Source organism: Gilliamella sp. B3482 (genome assembly GCF_026536805.1).
In the GTDB taxonomy this organism is placed as follows: Bacteria; Pseudomonadota; Gammaproteobacteria; order Enterobacterales; family Orbaceae; genus Gilliamella; species Gilliamella apicola_E.
Genome location: NZ_JAFNNL010000001.1, coordinates 357583 through 376996 on the forward strand (window position 1 = coordinate 357583; position 19414 = coordinate 376996).

Sequence of the window (19414 nt, forward strand, 5' to 3'; positions counted from 1 at the left end):
AACTTATGCAGCTGTAAAGCTGATCGTTTAAAACCTAATACTTGGTTACATTTTCTAAACAACTTATGCAGCTGTAAAGTGTTGCGCTCGTTTTTCGCGCTTTTCAGGTACTTTCTAAACAACTTATGCAGCTGTAAAGTCAACCGTGAAAAATATTGGCGATATCCCAGCGTTTCTAAACAACTTATGCAGCTGTAAAGTAGAACCTTACATACTATAAAAATCGTTTATAAAAAGACAAAGGGTAATTTTAGTTTTCAAAACCCTTTTTTTAACGTTTTTACAATGCGTTGATTTTTAATGATTTTATTTTTAGTTAAAAAAAAGGGTTATTAAAGTTTGTATTTTGAACTCCACAAAATCCCATTCCTCAACTTTTTTGCTGTGAAACAGCCCAAAAAACTTTTTAGCTTAAAGTAAATTTACAGCAACATACCAAGGTATTTTTTGGATTTGAAAAAGCTTTCTTCAAAAAAATTAGAAGCTTATCTTACTGAGCATTATAAAAAGATTTAAGGGCAATATGATAATGCCCTTAATACTTAATTAAAAATCAGGGATGGTTGCTATTTTGCTTAGTCCATAACTATTAAATTCACCCTGCACAGGTGTTGTACATTTTTCTTGTCTTAACCACATGATAAAGTCTTGACCAGTGCTTTTGCTGGTGAAATGAAGATGTGGATAATTTAATTGAACGCTACTCCATTTTTCAATCATTTTATTTTTTACTTCATCTGACCATTTACCTTGTGCAGTTAAACGTTTTTCAGCTCGTCTTAAAGCGCTTTGCCCTTTAGGATTGACGCGAATTAAACGTAGGTAACCTTTAATATTAGTTGGAACTGGGGTTATTGGTAAGGCGATAGTATAATCACTAACCACAGTCTGCAAGACAGTTTTAAATTGTTGTAACTGTGCTTCATCACCAAATAATCGAATAATTCCGCCTAATGTGCGATTAACATTATAACAAGGAAAACTGACCGCAATATTACCTTGATGATTAACCAAAACTTGATGAAGTGATTGCATAACTTGATTAATCACTTCTGTTTCGGTTATCTCAAGTTGTGGGATTGCTCTTAGTTCAAAATAGTGAGTGAGCATAATAATTACTCCTTACCACTTGCACCAAATACACCACCGCGAATCAGTACTGCTATGACATAATGTTGTTGTTCAAGTGATGGCTTTTCCCCTTTTAGTACCCAGTTATCAAATAAGGTGTAAAAATCTTGTTTTTGCTTTGGTTGTCTAAAAGCATGTCCCATAGTAGTTACGGCACCATAAGTTTCGATGGCAATCGGAAACTCAGCTTTTTCATCATACCAAGTGTCAATGGTTCGAATAGCATTGCTGATTTTTTGCGAGTGCATAGCGGCTTGTTCATTTTTTTCATAGAGAACTTTGCTCTTTTCTTTACCGGTATCCAATATTAATTCTTGTGATGGATAAACTTCTTGCCCAAGTCCCATTTTTAATTTGGCTTGAATATTGAAAATAACAAACTCTTTGCCTAAAAGCCCTGCTTCAATAAGAGAAGTAAGCTCATTTACCGATTTATCATCATAATCAAATGAATTAAGTTGATATTGTTTAATATCATTAATTTCAATAATTGGCTTATCATTATCTTTACGATAGATTGCAATACTGATTTGCTCCGCAGCCATACGGTTACGCCATAACCAACGGCCGTTTAGTATGTTGATAGCATAGCGTTTAGCTAATGTTTTCATCCCTACTGATTTAATATAGCTTTGCGTAATTTTTGTTAACTCATCTTGGTAATTAATATCATTACAAACTGATGGCGCCCCTAAAAAAGGTAATACTTTGCAACTCCATTTAACCACTAGGGTATCTTTATCCGCATCCAGTGCTGCTACATCTACAGTTTGTAAATTAGGTTTTTGAATTTCAGTGTCTAATTTAGCTGGATCATTTGCTGTCGCATTTTTAAGCCGATTTGAAATAGTACCTCGTACTGATTTTTGTGATAGTCGCACAGGGGTTAATTTTTTGTCATCCTGGCTATTTTGCTGGGCAAAAATAGCGTCGGAAATATCTAAACTACGTTCAAATGCTAATACTGATGCGGTAGTGATTTTATCTTTACTCATAATTAATTCCTTTTTAATGCTAACCTTGTTTAATTAATCTTGATTAATAATATAAATATCTGCGCCATTGGATTGCAGTTCACTGCAATTATAATGCCAAAACGCTTGTGAGAAGTTATCTTGTAACTTTAGTGGAAAAACCCACTTGCCTAATCCATAAATACACTCAACAAATTGTGCTGGATGTTCATTATTACGTGCATGTTCTACCTTTCCTTGCTCAAACAGAGGGGAAATAGCTTGATAACCAATGGGTATCGGAACTAACCATCCTCTACCTTGTTTGACCGACCTAGTTTGCCAATGATCTTTTTCTTGAGGTTGATGATGCAACATGGCCATTTCAACTAAAGCATCAAGCATAGTTGCATCAGGATCATGTTTCTGTAGCTCGGCGGTAATTTCATGTAAATCTTGCTGCGCTTCAACCAAGACAAAAGCAGGTAATAATGCTTTAATTAAATCATCGTGAGATTCTGAGGCTGAAAATAAGCCTACAGATTCAATATCAATAACTTGACCACCGGCAATACGCTGTTGATAAAACTTTTTCGTTATTTGTTCAATAAATCTTTTTTTATCATCAGCATCATCAAGTGTTTCGCGATCTTCTATTTTTACTTCAACAACCAAAGAAACATCTAGATGTACACGCCCTTCTTCAATAATTGAACGTGTATCGCCATTTTTACCGAGTGGGTTACGAGTTAATCGAAAAGTATAATCGCTAAAAGCGTTAGGACGATAGATCTGTGGGTCACATTCATGGCAAGCGATCAATACGCCATCTAGATAAATAGGTGTATCTGATTCAATTTTTCGATTTAAAGCATGAATTGCACCTAAAAATCCTGATATTGCTGGAAATCCATAAGTTAATGGGCTCGATATGGTATTAGCATTATGGATTATGACATGATCAAAAAATAAATAATAACGTAACGATGCCATTAGAAAATCCCCTCTTTATTGCGCTTACTTGCTTTAACTACTGCACAAAATTCTCGACGCCACTCACGATATTCAGCATCGGAAAAATGTTTATTACCGTTTTTGAACTTTTCTTTCAGTGCATTTTGAATCCACGAAGCGAAATCAAGCTCTAACTCGACTAGCCAATTACCTAGCTCGTATTGAAGCTTGAAGGAATCTTCACCTTCAAGTTTAGCCCGATTCGGATCAAGCCAGAGTTTTTGTGACATTGGTAATGAATAATCACGACTCCAACCAGTAGGCAAGGTGGTTTGAATATGCCTAGCAAATTTAAGCAACAATGTTAAAATTATCGAGACAGCCTCTTTGCGATTATTTCGTTCTTCAACAACATTTTTAGGTTCGACAACCATATCGAATAGTAAACGAAAACCAAATCGACAAAAATATTGGAGGGCATTATTAAAAATCGTTTCTTGACTAATACTTATTGATGGATATCTGGATTTTATAAATTTAGGCGGCATTGAAGGTAATAGATAATTTTTACCATTTTGCGATTGAACTAATTTACTTACATTAAGAGGTTTAGTTCCTCCAAGTTTTAATATAGCTAAATCTTTAAAAGAAAAATAAGATTGATGTTCAACATCTTTGGTTTTTCGCAATTCACGGGCTTTTTTATTCTCTTGCGAATATCGTCTTTGGATCTTTTCATAAACTAGATAACAAAGTGAATTAGGATACAGTGGAATAAGTAAGCGATAATTATGTTCTGAATGTGATAGATATGAACCATCACTATTTGGCCAAAAAATTTGTTTATTGAGTTGCGAAGCGTTAGGTTTCTGGAAATCATCAAAAATTGCTTTTTCCAAACATTGCAAATAATGATTCGCTATTTCGTTATCATCTGATAAAGCGCGCAAAATTTCAGGGTGATTATCAATAATGAGTTGTGATACAGTAATATCATCTTTAACTATCTGATTAAGAAAAACATAAACACTTCCAACTCTAGCAGCGTTATTAGTACAATCAAATGGTAAAATATTAGGCGCGGCAGATGAGACAAATTGACAATTTTCAGGTTTAGCTTGTAAGTTATAGTTAATGTTACAATCTCTAATTCCCGAATGAATCCCCTTTGCGGAGTGAGTAACAACTGCAACACCTTCTAATTTTTGGCTAATAAAATTTTCAATCCACGTGTCAAATTCAAAGTGTTTAGTTAACTCCTGAATTTTAATATTAATCAGGTTAATTGCAGCGCTATCATCTAAAGAAATTGCTTTCTCTAGGTTTAGTAGTTCATTTGCATATTCCGAACTATACATAGTTGCAAGACTATGTGTCATCCCCTTTCTAATATCTTGCCAAGAAATATTATTCATTGGCCCTCCTTGTACACATTTTTACTCTATTTCGATTATCGGTTTTATATTTAAAATTTTTTAGATATAAGGAATAATATCTAATTTGAACGATACAATTTAATATAAAATATATTAACAATAGTAACTATATATGAAAAAAACAAAAAATCAAATTTATTTAATCGGAATACGGATGTTATTTAATGCCTTACCAATAACATATTAAAAAATATAAAGATTTAAAAAAATAAATATTAATTTTTGAACCGCCTATACGGCGGTTAATTAAAGCGATTACATTTAATCGGAATACTTTATAAACTACCTACACGGCAGAGCAAGCAAGTATAAAGTAAATACTTAGTCATTACTAGCATGGAGATAACTTAAATAATTACCTTTGTTCTCAATAGCTGTCTTTGTAAAAACCAAAATAAGGGTGGAAGCGCCATCGTGTTTCGCTATTTAAGTTGACAGTACAAAATTCATTGGCCAATCGATAATGATTTTTATACGGAATATATTCAGCTATTTGCGCAAGCGCTTGTTCAACAGTATTGGTTAACCAAGGCTGTATCAACGGATTATCAAATTGCCAATTTTGATAGATAAAATTATTATTTTGCAGATCACAACTGAGTTCATTTGGTGTTTGCCAAGCTATTTCAGCATAACTAAATTGATGTTCGCCTTCTTCATCTAATTGGCAAATATATTCATCTTGTGATTGTTCTTGCATTCTAAATGGCGAAATTAATTGAAGGTGAGCACAATGATGATGAGCTAAATTGGGTTGCCAATAGCTAGTGACATAATTACATTTTTGAGCATTAACTGGAAACAAGTTAGCCATAACATAATGTTCTAATCCAGCAAGAGTTAACTCATTTTGATTATCTGAGATAATACGGGGAACAGCATTAATATTCATTAATTCATCGGATGTTATCAATTGGTCAGTTTTATGCGTTTTTAATAAAAAAAGTGATTTTTGTTCAAAACCTGGCTTTGTGAAACAAGGATTATGAATACCTAAATTATTTCCATACTTTATCGATTTTAAATTGCTACCTAATATAGCCACATTAGCTTTTTGGGCTATTTTTTCTGGTCTGTGGCGCCATACTCGGCCGACTAATTGAATAATTGAACGCATTGAAGATGGCTCTATAATTGCCCAATCATAATCATGATCACGCCCAACTTCAGTAACTGGAGTACCTATTACAATAAAAATTTGATTCTTTTTATCACTGTTTGCTATAGCGGTACGGATTTCAGGTTGTTCAAATAATTGGTTAGGATCACTCCGGTTTAATATTCTATCCAGCTTTTCCTCTAATTGGCTACGTAACAATAATAATTGTCTAGCATGATAGACTACCAAATGAAATTTTACATCTGCCGGTAACTCGGTTTGATTATAGAATTGTTTAGTCAGCAACATTACATCATCTATATGCGCAAAGCGCATTAAACCTATACTGATTTTCTTGCTTGATTTTTCATCTTGTTGATGATGATCTAAATGAAAGTGGTAGGCTTGTTCTAGTAACTGTTTTGCCAATAAAGCATATCCCTGATCTAAATTTTCTTTTTTATCTAATGAATAATTTAATAATTCCAAAATCTGCCCTTGACGACGACAAACTCCTTTTTCAAGTTTTTTTACTCTTTGTTCAACAAATTGATTATGATGATCTCTAAAATTATTAGTATCTAATATTTGTTCAATTGATTGTTGATATTCATCAAACCACCCGCAGACAATGCTACTATCATGTTTTCCATTATTTTGATTAAATATTTTCCTTCCGGCTTGATAGGCATCAAACAAGCCAACAATTAAATCAGGCGTTAAAGTAGCCGATGAAAGAAGTACTTTACTACCATAAAGGCCAGCTAAATGAACTAATCTTGCTAAAGCAGGTAAATCTTGCTGATCAAAATCATCAGGTTCATCTAAAATTAAATCAGAAGTAAGCAGTCTTAAAGTAGGTGCAATATATTTGCCACCTCGAATACATTCGCTCGCTTGCATCAGATGATCAACAGTACATGTGACAATTGGCGTATAAATCAATTTACGAGCTTTACTATTTTCGATAATCGTACCTAATTCATTATCAGCAATACCGCTTTCTGCCACATCAATAAATTCATCAACTAATGATTCTATCGACTCACAACCAAGGCTATCTAGATTAGCTTTTTGTTTTTTGTCCGAAGTTTTATTTTGATTTTCTAAATCAAATAAGGTTTGGATTGCTTTGCCACCAACTAAAATAGCCAAATGTTCATCGGTCAAATGCAATCTTTCACGTAATGCATTGCCGGTTTGTAGCGTCAACACCCTTAAACCTAAGGCAATGGTAAAACGTACTCCACGTTGGGGGTTTGACAACGCATACATAATACGCCCATTAGCTAAGGTTTTCCCACAACCGGTAGATGCCATATTAACGCCAAAAAAACCGTTATTATCACTTAATTGTTGATAACTTCTGGACAAATCAAAAGCATGGTTTTGCCATTGAAAACGTTTATTTGTTGTTCGTTTGGTAAATGGTTTATGCTGATTGATTGCTGGTAATTCTGTACTGAATTTGGGTAATAGACGAGCAAACCTTGCTGTAAGATTAGCAACACCAATTAGATGATCATCTAATCGTTGTTTCGCTTTTTGACCTTTATTGGTATTAGCAATAAGTATTGTAGTATCTTCATCTGCTTCTTCATCATAAGATGATAAACTAGAATAGTTATGATCTGCAACCATAAGGCTTAATCGGGATAGGTGCAATAATAATGTATCAACTTCTGTGAGTTGCATTAAAGGGGCGTAATTAAATGCTTTACTTGCATAGCGACTTAATTTTTTTAGCCAAGTTTGACTTAAGGTGATATCACTTTTCAATTGCCAAAAGTGCTCAGGGAATGGGTGTTGACTATTGCTATTTTTAACCCAATTTTCAACAGCTTTAAATGTTTTAAAAAAGCTTTTTGTTGTTAGCTGAGAAATATCAAAGTCATCTTTTTGTTTTTCTTGACAATCTTTGTATTTAATAGGCCTTAAGAAAGGCATTCGATGATGCGATACAATTAACCAACCAATCCATTGTGCAAATAATGGCAATTGAGAAAGATCACATTTTTCTATCTTCGATAATTTCAAATACCAATCTGGTTTTTGCTGTTGATAATCGGCAAAATTAGCTAAACGTGTTAGTACCTCTTGATTGATAGTACAATCGTGAATCATCAGTAAAAATAACTGTAATGAAATCCACTCATGTCGATATGGATCTCCAGTTATTGAAGCTTTGCGTAATTTATCTTGAAAACCAACTGTTGCTTTACCTAAATCATGCAATAATGCAGCAATAGTTGCAATAAGTTGTATGGATATAGCATGTTGCCAAGAGTTTTCGTTATCACTTCGTAAAATATCTCGTTTTGTACGATTAGTCGGCACTCGTCCTTGCTGGTTAAATTGGCTTTTATCCCCGACAATCCAAAGGAGATCAGTCAGATTTTTTCCATGTGTCCAGTAGCAAGCAACAGCAGTATTTTTTCGAGCGGTTTTTCGTAATAATTTATAAAGCGTTTGTAAACCGGCTGAAGTTATCGGCGTTTGCCAAGTTCGTTCACCACAACGCTCAGCAAATTGATCGATGATTCGGCGGGTTTCTGTTAATGCTCTTTTTTTGCATTGGCTAACAAGTAAAATATTCATGTTTTATCCGCTATTTGTTTTAACGTATCAATAATCATATCGAGCGCGCCTAATTGCGCGAATTGTGAAATACAAGATTGACGAAATGTTTTCTCATCATCACCTTGCATAGCAGATATAAAAGCTTGAGGTAAAACCATGCCATCTTTAATAATATCAGCAGCATCAAAAACTAAGCCGCCACGTCGAGTTTTGCCATGTAAAATAGCTAAACCATGTGGCAAACCCAATACCCAACAAGCCGTAGCACCTAAACCATAAGCTAAATAATTACCATGATCTAAAAATTGATTAGCAGGATCATGGCTTTTACCTCGAGTTGCATGCTCTCTTGTAAATTTGTCATCTTGCAACGTTAATTGATTTGCCATTGCATACAATCTTTTGCTAAATCGTCCTTCTGCTGTTAACAGAGATTGACTATTTTTAGCCGTATCAAACTGTTCTCTGGCATCGTTGATAATGTTAGTTAATTGATTTTGATCTACTGTCCAATCAAATTCTAACCAACTCGATTGAATGATGTTAAGTCGATGCTGTTGTAACATTTTAGCGGCTTGTAATCGGCGCTGATCATCAAACCAAAATTGGCACCAACTTTGTAAGTATTCAGTTGCACGATACTCACTTTGAGGTGAAAAAAATTGACAAGCAAACTCTGATTCGGTCGAAGCAAACAGTGGTGTTCCGCCACCACCACAAAATCCAATCATTACCCCGGCTCTTGAAAGTTCACGGACAGCAGCTTGCGTTAATGATGTACCGGTACCAAGCAAAATGCAGGTGGTGTTAGCTATCGGAATGTTCCAATACAATGATTGCTGCCCTTGATCGGTGACATACTCAACTCGACCACCATTGACTAAAACCCGGCAGTGTTCTAAATAATAAAGATTAGCACGCTTGGAATGTAAAATGGTTTTAAGATCAGAAGAGTGAATCAAATCCATGATTATAAGAAAATAAATTCAATTTTTACATAATGACAAATTAACACTGTTTTATGTAAAAAACGAGCTTTTTTAAATAACAATTTTTATAAAAGATACTTCAACAAATCGTTTGATTAATTATAAGATGATAAATTATTAACCAATTTAAGATGATCATTGTTTAAATAAAATACAATGACAATTCCAGTCATTAAAATCAGGGCATTTTAAAACGCAAAAACCCCGCTCCTCAAAAAATTTTCAGGAGCGGGGTTTTGTAATTAATCGTAATTATCTTTTTATTCTCTAAGAGAAGAAGTTTTCATAGATGAGTTTGATACTCATAATAGTAGAAACGGTAATTAGCATTGGCCTTATCAATTTTCGCCCTTTGGCGATAACCATTTTTGCCCCTAATCTTGCGCCAATAAATTGACCAACAAGCATAACCAGACCAATTGACCATACCACTTCTCCACCAACAATAAAAAAGATTAAGCCCGCTAAGTTAGAGGTAAAATTGAGTACTTTGGTATGTGCAGTGGCTTTGGTTAAATTAAAACCGGCAAGGGTGATATAGGCTACTGCGTAAAATGAGCCAGCTCCGGGCCCAAAAAAACCGTCATAAAATCCGATAGCTAATGCTGGTAATAAGGCGAATTGGATTATGGTTAGGCGACTTTTACGGTCATTTTCCCCAATGGTCGGGGAGAGTAAGAAATAGAGCCCAACACTAATAGTTAAGATCGGTAAGAGTAATTTTAAGAAGTCAGCTTGTATATGCATGACGGATAATGTGCCAAGCGCCGAGCCAATAAAGGCACAGGTAATTGCGAATTTTTGCTGTTTTAAATCAACCATGCGTTCACGAATAAAGTAAAGGCTGGCAGAAAAAGATCCCCCAGTACTTTGTAATTTATTGGTGGCTAAAGCGCTGGCTGGCGGTAAGCCTACCGCCAAAAGTGCCGGTACTGTTAATAGCCCACCGCCACCAGCGATAGAATCAATAAAACCAGCCAACATAGCTATAAAAAAAAGTAAAGCCAGTAATTCGTAACTCATGATTATTTTACATCACTACATTGTGCTCGATGTCGAAGATAATGATCCATTAAAACAATTGCAACCATTGCTTCAGCAATTGGTACTGCTCGGATCCCCACACAAGGATCATGTCGACCATGCGTCGATACTTCAACGCTATCACCATAAACATTAATCGACTGCCCGGCAATTTCAATACTTGGCGTAGGTTTTAAAGCAATACTTGCCAAAATGGTTTGCCCGGAGCTAATACCGCCTAAAATACCGCCAGCATGATTAGATAAAAAACCTTCAGGGGTAATTTCATCACGATTTTCACTTCCGCGTTTGTTGACAGTAGCAAATCCGTCGCCTATTTCAACGCCTTTGACGGCATTGATGCTCATTAGGGCATGGGCAAGATCGGCGTCGAGTTTGTCAAAGACTGGTTCTCCTAACCCTACTGGCATATGCTCAGCCACTATACAAACTTTAGCACCGATAGAATCACCCTCTTTTTTTAGTTTTCTTAGTAATTCATCAAGAGCTTGCAATTTGCTTTCATCAGGGCAAAAGAAAGGATTTTGGTCTACTTGTTGCCAATCTTTTAGTTGGCACTCGATATCACCCATTTGAGCTAAATAGCCGCGAATAGTGATACCCAGTTTTTCATGTAAATATTTTTTAGCAATAGCACCTGCAGCAACTCGCATGGCGGTTTCACGAGCTGATGATCGACCGCCACCACGATAATCACGAATTCCGTATTTTTTTTGGTAGGTGTAGTCAGCATGACTAGGTCTGAAGATATCTTTTATTTTGCTATAATCTTGCGAACGTTGGTCAGTATTTTCAATAAGTAATCCAATGCTGGTTCCTGTAGTTACCCCTTCAAATACACCTGAAAGAATTTTTACTTGATCCGCTTCGCGACGCTGAGTTGTGTAGCGAGATGATCCTGGGCGACGACGATCAAGGTCATGTTGCATATCGGATTCGTTTAAACTCAGTCCTGGTGGTACACCATCGACAATGCATCCTAATGCAATGCCATGTGATTCACCAAAGGTAGTGACTTTAAATAATTTACCAATTGAATTTCCTGCCATAGTTCTCTATTCCGATTTTATTTTTTATATTTAATTTATTTAAAATAGTTTTGATAAGCTTTTAGGGCATTATAGGTCAGTGAAAATACACCAAGTCCACCATGTTCAAAAGTTATCCAGTTAAATGGTACGTCTGGATACTGTTCTTGTAAAGATACCCAGCTGTTGCCGACTTCGCAAATTAATAAGCCTTCTGGTGTTAAATAGTTACTTGCATCATGTAAAATTCTTTTCACTAAATCTAACCCATCAAGCCCAGCTTCAAGCGCCAATTTTGGTTCATATAAAAATTCATCTGGAAGATCATTCATGTCTTCATCATCGACATAAGGCGGATTACTGACGATTAAGTCATATTTGTTATCAGGTAATCCATTAAACAGATCAGATAGAATTGGGGTGACTTGATATTGCATATCGTGCATTTCAACATTGGTTTGAGCAACATCAAGAGCTTCAAGTGAGATATCGGTAATATCAACTTGCGCCTCAGGGAAGGCATAAGCACAGGCAATCCCAATACAGCCACTACCGGTACAAAGATCTAAGATTTTCTTTGGTTGACTAATAATTAAGTCTTTAAATTGATTGTTAATCAATTCGCCTATCGGAGAGCGAGGTATTAATACTCTTTCATCAACATAAAAGCAGTGACCACAAAACCATGCTTGATTGGTTAAGTAAGGTGTTGGTAAGCGATCAGTAATTCGCTTATTGATGATCGCATTCAATTGTTGTTTTTCATCGCTAGTTAGATTTGATGCATAAAACTCAGGGGGAATAAATAATGATAAGCCTAACGTTGCTAAGATAAGTTGTTTAGCTTCATCTATAGGATTATCTGTTCCATGCCCTAGAAAGATATCTGATTGACTAAGTTGTGACGTGGTCCAGCGTATATAATCCTGAACGGTGCGTAAATTTTCCATATTAACTCCGGAAGATCAAGGAGAAGATGAGGTTACTCGTCAGGTCATTAACCTTGTGCGAATATGTCACCAGTAATGAGATAGAACCTCTGGGTTCTTTGCTGCAATGACTAAATAAATTTTAATGGCGGTGAGGAAGGGATTCGAACCCTTGATACGTTGCCGTATACACACTTTCCAGGCGTGCTCCTTCAACCACTCGGACACCTCACCTTAATTTAGCACCCGCTTTAAAAAAGCAGGGTGCATACTATAATTATCTGGACCAAATTAATCAAGTCTTAATTCATGCAAACAACAACGCCAAAAGCTGCAATAATGGATAAAATTAATACGGTTGCAACTAAAGCATATTTTAAGTCGGTACACATAGTCTTTTCTCCTTACTTTTGTTTTAACACTATTCAATTGGTGTATCTAAAGATAAAAATCCACCTAAGTTTTTACTTTCTTCAATACTTGGGTAATTAGGTATTAAGTCAAACAAGATCTCTACCGATTCATCTAAGAATGGATCTGGCTGTTTATAATCTTTAGGTAGTTCCTTTAAATTTTTAATAGGTGCTAGACCTGCACGGTTTAAACGTTCATTCATACGCTTAAGGTCTCGCTCTTCTTTAGTTTTTTGCTCTGTTTCACGTTCATTTTTATTTAATGAGACAGTGAGATTGTCATTTTTTTTGCTATTAAATTCTTTAATGTCTTCTTCGATATAGTTGAATTCTGGTTTTTTAGCAATTCGAGCTTCATGTTGCGATTTTAAGTTTGCTAATAGTGGTTTGATGTTTGCTACAGTTAAATAGTCTGCAGAAGGAATTTTATCCCATGGCATAGCATTATCTAAGAATCGTTCACCAGTTTCATCAACATATTGGCTTTTGGTCATTTCAATATCAGGATCAACACCCTTTAATTGGGTACTGCCACCATTAATACGATAGAATTTTTGGACAGTATATTGAGCACCACCAAGTTCAGGCCAGCTTGGGTGTAAACGGGCATCAACTGGGTATGAAATACCTCGTGAAGTTTGGACTGTTCCCTTGCCATAGGTGGTTTCACCAACAATTACTGCCCGACCATAATCTTGCATTGCTGCTGAGAAAATTTCTGATGCTGAAGCACTATAACGGTTAATAATCACAACAATTGGACCGCTGTAATCAATACCTTTATTTTTGTCATCATAAGTCGTGATTTTTTGAAGGTTATCACGCACTTGTACGACTGGACCATTGTCAATAAATAAACCTGTTAACTCAATAACTTCAGCTAAGGAACCACCACCATTATTGCGCAAATCAATAACTAGGCCTTGTAATTTTTCGCTGTTAGCTTCCATTAATAATGATTGAACCTTTTTGCTTAACCCAATATAGAAGCTTGGTATTTCAATAATACCGACTTTGCCTCGGCTATTATTGATAACTTTTAATTTTGCTTCTCGATCTTCAAAATGAATTTTGTCACGTTTGAGTTCAATGATTTTAGGTTTGCTGTTATTGCCCGCTGGTAAAATTTCTAATTTTACTATGGTGTTTTTAGGACCGCGTATTTTGTCAACAATATCCTCTAATCGCCAACCGATTACATCTTCTATAGGAGAATTGCTTTGCCCTACCCCGATAATTTTATCGCCAACTGTTAATAATTTACTTTTTTCGGCTGGGCCGCCAGTTACAAATGACATGATTACAGTATAATCATCTTGTTGACTAAGTGTGGCACCGATTCCTTCAAAAGATAAACTCATTTCAGAATCAAAATCCCGTTTTTTACGCGGCGCTAAATAGCTAGTATGAGGGTCAATTTCGCGAGCAAACGCATTCATAAAGACTTGGAAACAATCTTCATTATTAGATTGTTCAATAGTTTTTAATACGCGTTTATATCGTTTAGTTAATACTTCACGAATCTGAGTCTCGTTTTTACCCGTTAATGCTAAATTTAGCTCGTCATATTTAACGCGTTTTTCCCAATAGTCATCAAGTTCTTTTTCATTAGTTGCCCATGCTAGGTCTTCACGCTTAAAATTAATTTCGTCTTTAGCGCTAAAGTCCATTGGACGTTGCAATACTTCAAGCGCATATTGATATCGGTTATAGCGTTTTTGTAAAAAAAGGTTGTAGATATCGTAAGCTGTTTTTAGGTCGCCATCTCTTAATTCTTGACCTAATTGTTCTTGGTAAATACGGAATTTGTTTATATCATCTTGAAGAAAGATAGTTTTACTGCCATCTAATAATTTGAAATAGCGATCGAAAATTTTAGCTGAAAATGCACCATCTAAGGAAAAATCACGATAATGTGATTGAGTAAAGAAATTAGTTACTCGTTTGGCGACGATTTGATGTACTTCATCTTGTTTTAAAACTGGAATTTGTTCCATTGCAGGAGCTTTGGCCTGAGCCGTTGTGCTAATGATACATAAAATGAGACCGAATTTAACAAAACCTTTCAGTAACTTATTCATATAAATTCTCTATCGATTAATAATATGCTCAGGTTTGACTGTTAGTTCCATTCCTGTTCCTACTTTGACTTTGATATGCTCTTTTTCAATAGTGATGATCTGTCCTTTCACTGGTTTTTGACCAACATTGACTCTAACAAAATCACCAATTTTCAAAGCTCTAGGTTTTCGAGAAGGTTTAGGGGATGCTTTACGTTTTTGTTTTGCCCTTTCCTTAGCTTGCTCCTTACTTTCTTTTAATTGTTGCTGAGCATGTTCCATTTGTTCTTTGGAAATAACTTCAGTTGGGTTACCATCTAAGTCAACACGATTTGCACCTTCTTTTATGCAATATAGATAGCGCCACCCCATGGTGTAGGCTCTAAGTGCAATGCGAAGTTTGGTTTTGCTCAATAATTCACTATTTTCTAGGCGAGAGATAATATCTTGAAAGATGCCAATTTTTAAAGGCTTTGCTTCCCCTTCAATAGTAAAACAATTAGGAAACTGGTGGCTTAAATAATTAATAATCTCTTTAGTATTTGTTAATTGAAACTGATTTTCCATTGATTATTCCATTGCTACTAAAAATTTTCTGACGATAAAGTATATCTCAGCTTGTACAATAACACTAATTATCTTTTTTGTGTTTGTTAATAAAAGAAATAAAATCTTTGATACCATTTCGCATTATCCATGAACTGACAATCGTTTGTTCTTCTGTAGATAATTGTTCAAATGCTGTCATCCACAGTTGTAGTGGATTAATTGGCGAAACAACGTATGTTGCACTCTCTTCCTCAAGATACAAAGCTTTTTTAACATCTATTGACAAGCTGTTAATGTGATATTCAATAGCTTTACCACGAACACCTGAACGTTTACGAGAAGTCCAGTTTTCAGATCTAGCTTTACGATTTATACCTTGTGTTGTTGATGGCATCCCTGCAATACTTAATAGTTCTTTTGGTGAGAACCACTCTTTCATTCTAATAATCCTATTTTTAAGAAACAAGAAAAAGTTATAGAAATTAAAGAAACTTTGTTACAATACTAAGAAACTACCTACCATTGTTATTTAAAGTCAAATTATAAACTTACTGGTTTTGATAACTAGAAAGCATAACATAGATATTAAAGGTTATAAACTAAGAAGGAAGAAAAAATGGAGATTAAATCTAATGATTGGCATAAAGCAGACATTATTGCCGCATTAAAAAAGAAAGGGACAACTCTCGCGGAACTATCTCGTCAATCCGGACTAAGTTCCTCAACACTTAGCAATGCGCTTGTTAGACCTTGGACAAAAGGAGAGTCAATTATCGCTAAAGCACTCAATTTAAAACCCTCGCAAATTTGGCCAAGTCGTTATATAAATTCTATGACAAGACAGCCAATTAAGCGAGTTTTGAGAAAAAGTTCAGATAATACATCTACAAATTATTAACTGATAACAATCTAATTAACACTTTTTTACAAACATATGGAAACATATAGAAACATTTGTTTTCATATGTTCCTTTTGCTTTATTCTTTTGTCAATTCAATTCATCTATTTTCCTTATTTAAACTAACTGGATTATTTTCATCAATATTAATCCTATGCTATGATTAGCCATCTTTTGATATAAATCATAGTTTAGTAGGCAATTATTATGAAAAATCTTAGTAAAATTTTGGTGCTTTTATTTTCAGTATTAGCATTATCCGCATGTTCACAAAAAAATTATTTAGAACAAGGTACCCCACTAAGTCATGAGAAAGTGGATAAAATTGTTGAAGGCTCAACCACTGAGGTACAACTGCTGCATATTTTTGGTCAACCAGCAAGTAAGGTTAGTATTAATGCTAACGAATCAAAATGGACTTATACATATCTTAAAAAAAGTTCAACCAAAAATGCAATTTTTGGGGAAACTCAATACGACATTCTTGAAGGTACGTTAGAAGTAGTGGTAAACCAAGGTGTTGTAACTTGGTTTAACTATTCGCAAAACAATAAACAGAAGAAGTGGTAATTATCATTTGATTATTAAGCACATCAATTAGATGTGCTTTTTTATCTATTTGCTTAATGACTGTTTTTACCGTTAAATCACCTTATTCTCAGATTCTCATTTCATATTTTGTTTAGATTCCATTCATATACTTTATTCCGCTCTGGACAAAAGTCTTTATTACGTTATACTCGTTTGGGAAATTAACCAGACAATCGCTGCTTTGTTGTTGTCCTTTGTAAAAGGGAGACAAACAGAGGGGAGGAAAGTCCGGGCTCCATAGGGCAGAGTGCCAGGTAACGCCTGGGGGATGTTGGCGAGAGCGAACATTCACGACTAGTGCAACAGAGAGTATACCGCCGATGGCTTAGCAATAAGATCAGGTAAGGGTGAAAGGGTGCGGTAAGAGCGCACCGCGCAGCTGGTAACAGTTGTGGCACGGTAAACTCCACTCGGAGCAAGGTCAAATAGGGATTCATTGGCGCGGCCCGCGTTGAATCCGGGTAGACTGCTTGAGCTAATGCGTGAGTATTAGCCTAGAGGAATGATTGTCCACGACAGAACCCGGCTTATCGGTTAATTTCACCTTTTTATTCTTTACGGTTTTGCTTTGCTTGTTTTTTATTACTTAACCAACGCTTTACTGCTAACCAAATCGAAAATACTAATCCTAATACCAATAAAAATACGGGTATTAACATTAATAAAGACATAATCTGTTTTTCGTATGTTTTAAAAATTGGTGATAAACCAAATAAATAGCCTAATGTAACAATCAAAAATATCCATAATGTTGCACTTACCCAATTGTAGATGTGAAATTTACGGCTATGCAAACCTGATAACCCCGCCATCATTGGTAATAATGTGCGAACAAATGCAATAAATCGTCCAATAAATAGTGCTTGTAAGCCATATTTGTGGAATAGTACCTCTGATTTATGGTGATATTTTTCTGGCAAATGTGCCATCCAATTCTGTACAGTTTTGGTATTACCCAGCCACCGGCCTTGTGCATAACCGAGCCATGTGCCGAAGGCAGCACCAGCAATTAGAATTAAGTTTATAAGACCAAAATGAAAAACATCAAGACTTATCAATACGCCAGTTAGAAACAGTAAACTATCACCCGGTAAAAAAGCTGCGGGTAACACACCATTTTCTAATAGAATGATGACAAATAGCATTCCATATAATATCCATAACACATCTGGGTTTGAGAGTGTTTTTATATCCATATGAACAAATGCTTGGTATAGTGTAATGATTGTATCCATTTAGCTTATTTTCTCATTAATGTATTATTATTAGTGGTTAATAGTACCACCTACGGTTAAATTATTCACTTTTAAAGTTGGTTGACCAACTCCAACAGGAACGCTTTGCCCTGCTTTACCACAAACACCAACACCTGGATCAAGTTCGAGATCATTGCCTACCATTGAAATCTGTTGCATCGTTTCAATACCTGATCCAATCAGCGTTGCACCTGTGACCGCCGTAGTAATTTTACCTTTTTCAATTAAATAGGCTTCTGAAGTTGAGAAGACAAATTTTCCTGAAGTTATATCGACTTGCCCACCTGCAAAATTAGGTGCATATAGTCCATAATCTACACTTTGGATGATTTCATCAAAACTCGATGTTCCCGCTAGCATGTAGGTATTGGTCATTCTAGGCATTGGTAAACAGGCGTACCCTTCACGGCGACCATTGCCAGTCGAATGGCAATTCATTAATTTTGCGTTAAGCTTATCAAACATGTAGCCTTTTAAAACACCGTTTTCGATTAATACCGTTTTTTGACTTGGCGTACCTTCATCATCAATAGAGAGTGAACCTCGACGATTTTCAATGGTTCCATCATCAACGATAGTACAAAGCTCTGAGGTAACTTGTTCGCCAATTTTTCCTGAAAACACAGAACTATTTTTACGATTAAAGTCTCCCTCTAGCCCGTGTCCTACTGCTTCGTGAAGTAACACACCTGGCCAACCTGCACCTAAAACAACTGGCATGGTCCCTGCTGGAGCCGGTTTGGCTGAGAGCAAAACTAAAGCTTGACGCACAGCTTCTCGGGTATAACTATCTACATAACTTTCACCTGTTTTCGTGTTAGTCGTTAAAAAATAGTCATAACTAAATCGACCACCACCGCCACTACTCCCACGTTCACGTTTACCATCTTGTTCGACAAGGACGGATACTGATAAGCGAACTAAAGGCCTAATATCTGCACATAAGGTACCATCAGTGCCAGCGATTAAAATGTCTTCATAACTACCAATTAAGCTTGCTGAAACTTCAATGACTCTAGGATCAATTGAACGAGCTAACTTATCAACCTGACGTAATAAGGCAATTTTTTGCTCTTGAGAAAAGCTATTTATCGGGTTAAGTGATGGATACTTGATGATATTGTTAGCCGTTTTAAATGGAGTAACCATAATGGGTGTTTGATTTTTAGTTATAGAGTTTGCGGCTAATACACTTTGCTCTAATCGAGCTAAAGAAAGCTGATCAGTATAGGCAAATCCTGTTTTTTCACCAATAATCGCTCTAACACCAACACCTTGATCGCGATGAAACGAGGCATTTTTAATAATGCTATCTTCAAGAGACCAACTTTCGTAATAACCAGATAAAAAATATAAATCACCAAAATCAATTTGCCTTGAACTAAGCATATCAAGCAAATTTACTATATCTTGCTGATTTAAGTTATTTGGATTGAGTAACCGTTCACTCACTTGGGCTACGTTCATAAATTCCTTAATCTAATGATTATCAATATAAAAACT

General features: G+C 35.5%; 17 protein-coding genes, 1 tRNA gene, 1 other RNA gene and 1 CRISPR repeat array (1 of these 20 cut by a window edge). Of the genes, 3 read left to right on the plus strand and 16 right to left on the minus strand.

All coding sequences use genetic code 11. The annotated features are described in order from the left end of the window. Positions 1–200: a CRISPR direct-repeat array (repeat unit 28 nt; unit sequence TTTCTAAACAACTTATGCAGCTGTAAAG) (it extends 309 nt beyond the left edge of the window). 346 nt (positions 201–546) lie between these two features. The 14 genes from cas6f to J3U18_RS01740 form a co-directional block, all read right to left on the minus strand. Next, positions 547–1110, minus strand: a complete 564-nt coding sequence (cas6f, locus tag J3U18_RS01675; RefSeq protein ID WP_267352751.1) for a type I-F CRISPR-associated endoribonuclease Cas6/Csy4 — start codon at positions 1108–1110, stop codon at positions 547–549. 5 nt (positions 1111–1115) lie between these two features. Then, on the minus strand, positions 1116–2126 hold the full coding sequence (csy3, locus tag J3U18_RS01680) for a type I-F CRISPR-associated protein Csy3 (protein WP_267352752.1): 1011 nt from the start codon (positions 2124–2126) through the stop codon (positions 1116–1118). A gap of 33 nt (positions 2127–2159) precedes the next feature. Further along, a complete protein-coding gene (gene csy2, locus J3U18_RS01685) occupies positions 2160–3077 on the minus strand; it encodes a type I-F CRISPR-associated protein Csy2 (protein WP_267352753.1) in 918 nt (305 codons plus the stop codon). Further along, a complete protein-coding gene (gene csy1, locus J3U18_RS01690) occupies positions 3077–4453 on the minus strand; it encodes a type I-F CRISPR-associated protein Csy1 (protein WP_267352754.1) in 1377 nt (458 codons plus the stop codon). The genes csy2 and csy1 overlap by 1 nt, the downstream gene beginning before the upstream one ends. Positions 4454–4841: 388 nt before the next feature. Further along, positions 4842–8171, minus strand: coding sequence for a type I-F CRISPR-associated helicase Cas3f (cas3f, locus tag J3U18_RS01695; RefSeq protein WP_267352755.1), 3330 nt, complete (start codon positions 8169–8171; stop codon positions 4842–4844). Beyond that, a complete protein-coding gene (gene cas1f, locus J3U18_RS01700) occupies positions 8168–9121 on the minus strand; it encodes a type I-F CRISPR-associated endonuclease Cas1f (RefSeq protein ID WP_416380369.1) in 954 nt (317 codons plus the stop codon). The genes cas3f and cas1f overlap by 4 nt, the downstream gene beginning before the upstream one ends. Before the next feature lie 288 nt (positions 9122–9409). Next, positions 9410–10165, minus strand: a complete 756-nt coding sequence (locus J3U18_RS01705; protein ID WP_267329556.1) for a TSUP family transporter — start codon at positions 10163–10165, stop codon at positions 9410–9412. A gap of 2 nt (positions 10166–10167) precedes the next feature. After that, positions 10168–11235 carry a chorismate synthase gene (aroC, locus tag J3U18_RS01710; protein ID WP_267352757.1) on the minus strand — a complete coding sequence of 356 codons (1068 nt, stop codon included), beginning with the start codon at positions 11233–11235 and terminating at the stop codon, positions 10168–10170. Positions 11236–11270: 35 nt separating this feature from the next. Beyond that, the gene (gene prmB / locus J3U18_RS01715) at positions 11271–12164 is read right to left on the minus strand and encodes a 50S ribosomal protein L3 N(5)-glutamine methyltransferase (RefSeq protein WP_267352758.1); all 894 of its coding nucleotides are present in this window, start codon (positions 12162–12164) and stop codon (positions 11271–11273) included. 125 nt (positions 12165–12289) lie between these two features. Continuing rightward, positions 12290–12377, minus strand: a tRNA-Ser gene (locus J3U18_RS01720). Positions 12378–12445: 68 nt separating this feature from the next. After that, positions 12446–12535, minus strand: a complete 90-nt coding sequence (locus tag J3U18_RS01725) for a YnhF family membrane protein (protein WP_141673908.1) — start codon at positions 12533–12535, stop codon at positions 12446–12448. Positions 12536–12564: 29 nt separating this feature from the next. Further along, a complete protein-coding gene (prc, locus tag J3U18_RS01730) occupies positions 12565–14637 on the minus strand; it encodes a carboxy terminal-processing peptidase (protein ID WP_267352759.1) in 2073 nt (690 codons plus the stop codon). A 9-nt stretch (positions 14638–14646) separates the two neighbouring features. Continuing rightward, positions 14647–15183 (minus strand): RNA chaperone ProQ, encoded by a 537-nt coding sequence (gene proQ, locus J3U18_RS01735; protein WP_267352760.1) that lies wholly within the window; start codon positions 15181–15183, stop codon positions 14647–14649. Positions 15184–15247: 64 nt separating this feature from the next. Further along, positions 15248–15604 carry a DNA-binding protein gene (locus J3U18_RS01740; RefSeq protein WP_267352761.1) on the minus strand — a complete coding sequence of 119 codons (357 nt, stop codon included), beginning with the start codon at positions 15602–15604 and terminating at the stop codon, positions 15248–15250. A gap of 177 nt (positions 15605–15781) precedes the next feature. Here J3U18_RS01740 and J3U18_RS01745 point away from each other — a divergent pair, with 177 nt between their 5' ends. The 3 genes from J3U18_RS01745 to rnpB all read left to right on the plus strand — a co-directional run bounded on the left by J3U18_RS01745 (position 15782) and on the right by rnpB (position 17201). Further along, complete coding sequence (locus J3U18_RS01745) at positions 15782–16063, plus strand: helix-turn-helix transcriptional regulator (protein ID WP_324169782.1); 282 nt, start codon at positions 15782–15784, stop codon at positions 16061–16063. A 208-nt stretch (positions 16064–16271) separates the two neighbouring features. Further along, positions 16272–16634, plus strand: a complete 363-nt coding sequence (locus tag J3U18_RS01750) for a hypothetical protein (RefSeq protein ID WP_267352762.1) — start codon at positions 16272–16274, stop codon at positions 16632–16634. A 178-nt stretch (positions 16635–16812) separates the two neighbouring features. Further along, positions 16813–17201: RNase P RNA component class A (gene rnpB / locus J3U18_RS01755), an RNA gene on the plus strand. A 2-nt stretch (positions 17202–17203) separates the two neighbouring features. On the opposite strand, the gene J3U18_RS01760 is transcribed toward rnpB, so the two are convergent. Further along, complete coding sequence (locus tag J3U18_RS01760; RefSeq protein WP_065562210.1) at positions 17204–17890, minus strand: DedA family protein; 687 nt, start codon at positions 17888–17890, stop codon at positions 17204–17206. A 30-nt stretch (positions 17891–17920) separates the two neighbouring features. After that, a complete protein-coding gene (gene tldD, locus J3U18_RS01765) occupies positions 17921–19378 on the minus strand; it encodes a metalloprotease TldD (RefSeq protein WP_267352763.1) in 1458 nt (485 codons plus the stop codon). Between the last annotated feature and the right edge of the window lie 36 nt (positions 19379–19414).

Coding starts and splice junctions, on each gene's coding strand:
- csy3 (WP_267352752.1), bottom strand. CDS start 2,126: ATGAGTAAAGATAAAATCACTACCGCATCAGTATTAGCATTTGAACGT.
- cas1f (WP_416380369.1), bottom strand. CDS start 9,121: ATGGATTTGATTCACTCTTCTGATCTTAAAACCATTTTACATTCCAAG.
- J3U18_RS01725 (WP_141673908.1), bottom strand. CDS start 12,535: ATGTGTACCGACTTAAAATATGCTTTAGTTGCAACCGTATTAATTTTA.
- prmB (WP_267352758.1), bottom strand. CDS start 12,164: ATGGAAAATTTACGCACCGTTCAGGATTATATACGCTGGACCACGTCA.
- proQ (WP_267352760.1), bottom strand. CDS start 15,183: ATGGAAAATCAGTTTCAATTAACAAATACTAAAGAGATTATTAATTAT.
- J3U18_RS01705 (WP_267329556.1), bottom strand. CDS start 10,165: ATGAGTTACGAATTACTGGCTTTACTTTTTTTTATAGCTATGTTGGCT.
- aroC (WP_267352757.1), bottom strand. CDS start 11,235: ATGGCAGGAAATTCAATTGGTAAATTATTTAAAGTCACTACCTTTGGT.
- csy1 (WP_267352754.1), bottom strand. CDS start 4,453: ATGAATAATATTTCTTGGCAAGATATTAGAAAGGGGATGACACATAGT.
- J3U18_RS01760 (WP_065562210.1), bottom strand. CDS start 17,890: ATGGATACAATCATTACACTATACCAAGCATTTGTTCATATGGATATA.
- tldD (WP_267352763.1), bottom strand. CDS start 19,378: ATGAACGTAGCCCAAGTGAGTGAACGGTTACTCAATCCAAATAACTTA.
- J3U18_RS01740 (WP_267352761.1), bottom strand. CDS start 15,604: ATGAAAGAGTGGTTCTCACCAAAAGAACTATTAAGTATTGCAGGGATG.
- csy2 (WP_267352753.1), bottom strand. CDS start 3,077: ATGGCATCGTTACGTTATTATTTATTTTTTGATCATGTCATAATCCAT.
- J3U18_RS01750 (WP_267352762.1), top strand. CDS start 16,272: ATGAAAAATCTTAGTAAAATTTTGGTGCTTTTATTTTCAGTATTAGCA.
- J3U18_RS01745 (WP_324169782.1), top strand. CDS start 15,782: ATGGAGATTAAATCTAATGATTGGCATAAAGCAGACATTATTGCCGCA.
- prc (WP_267352759.1), bottom strand. CDS start 14,637: ATGAATAAGTTACTGAAAGGTTTTGTTAAATTCGGTCTCATTTTATGT.
- cas3f (WP_267352755.1), bottom strand. CDS start 8,171: ATGAATATTTTACTTGTTAGCCAATGCAAAAAAAGAGCATTAACAGAA.
- cas6f (WP_267352751.1), bottom strand. CDS start 1,110: ATGCTCACTCACTATTTTGAACTAAGAGCAATCCCACAACTTGAGATA.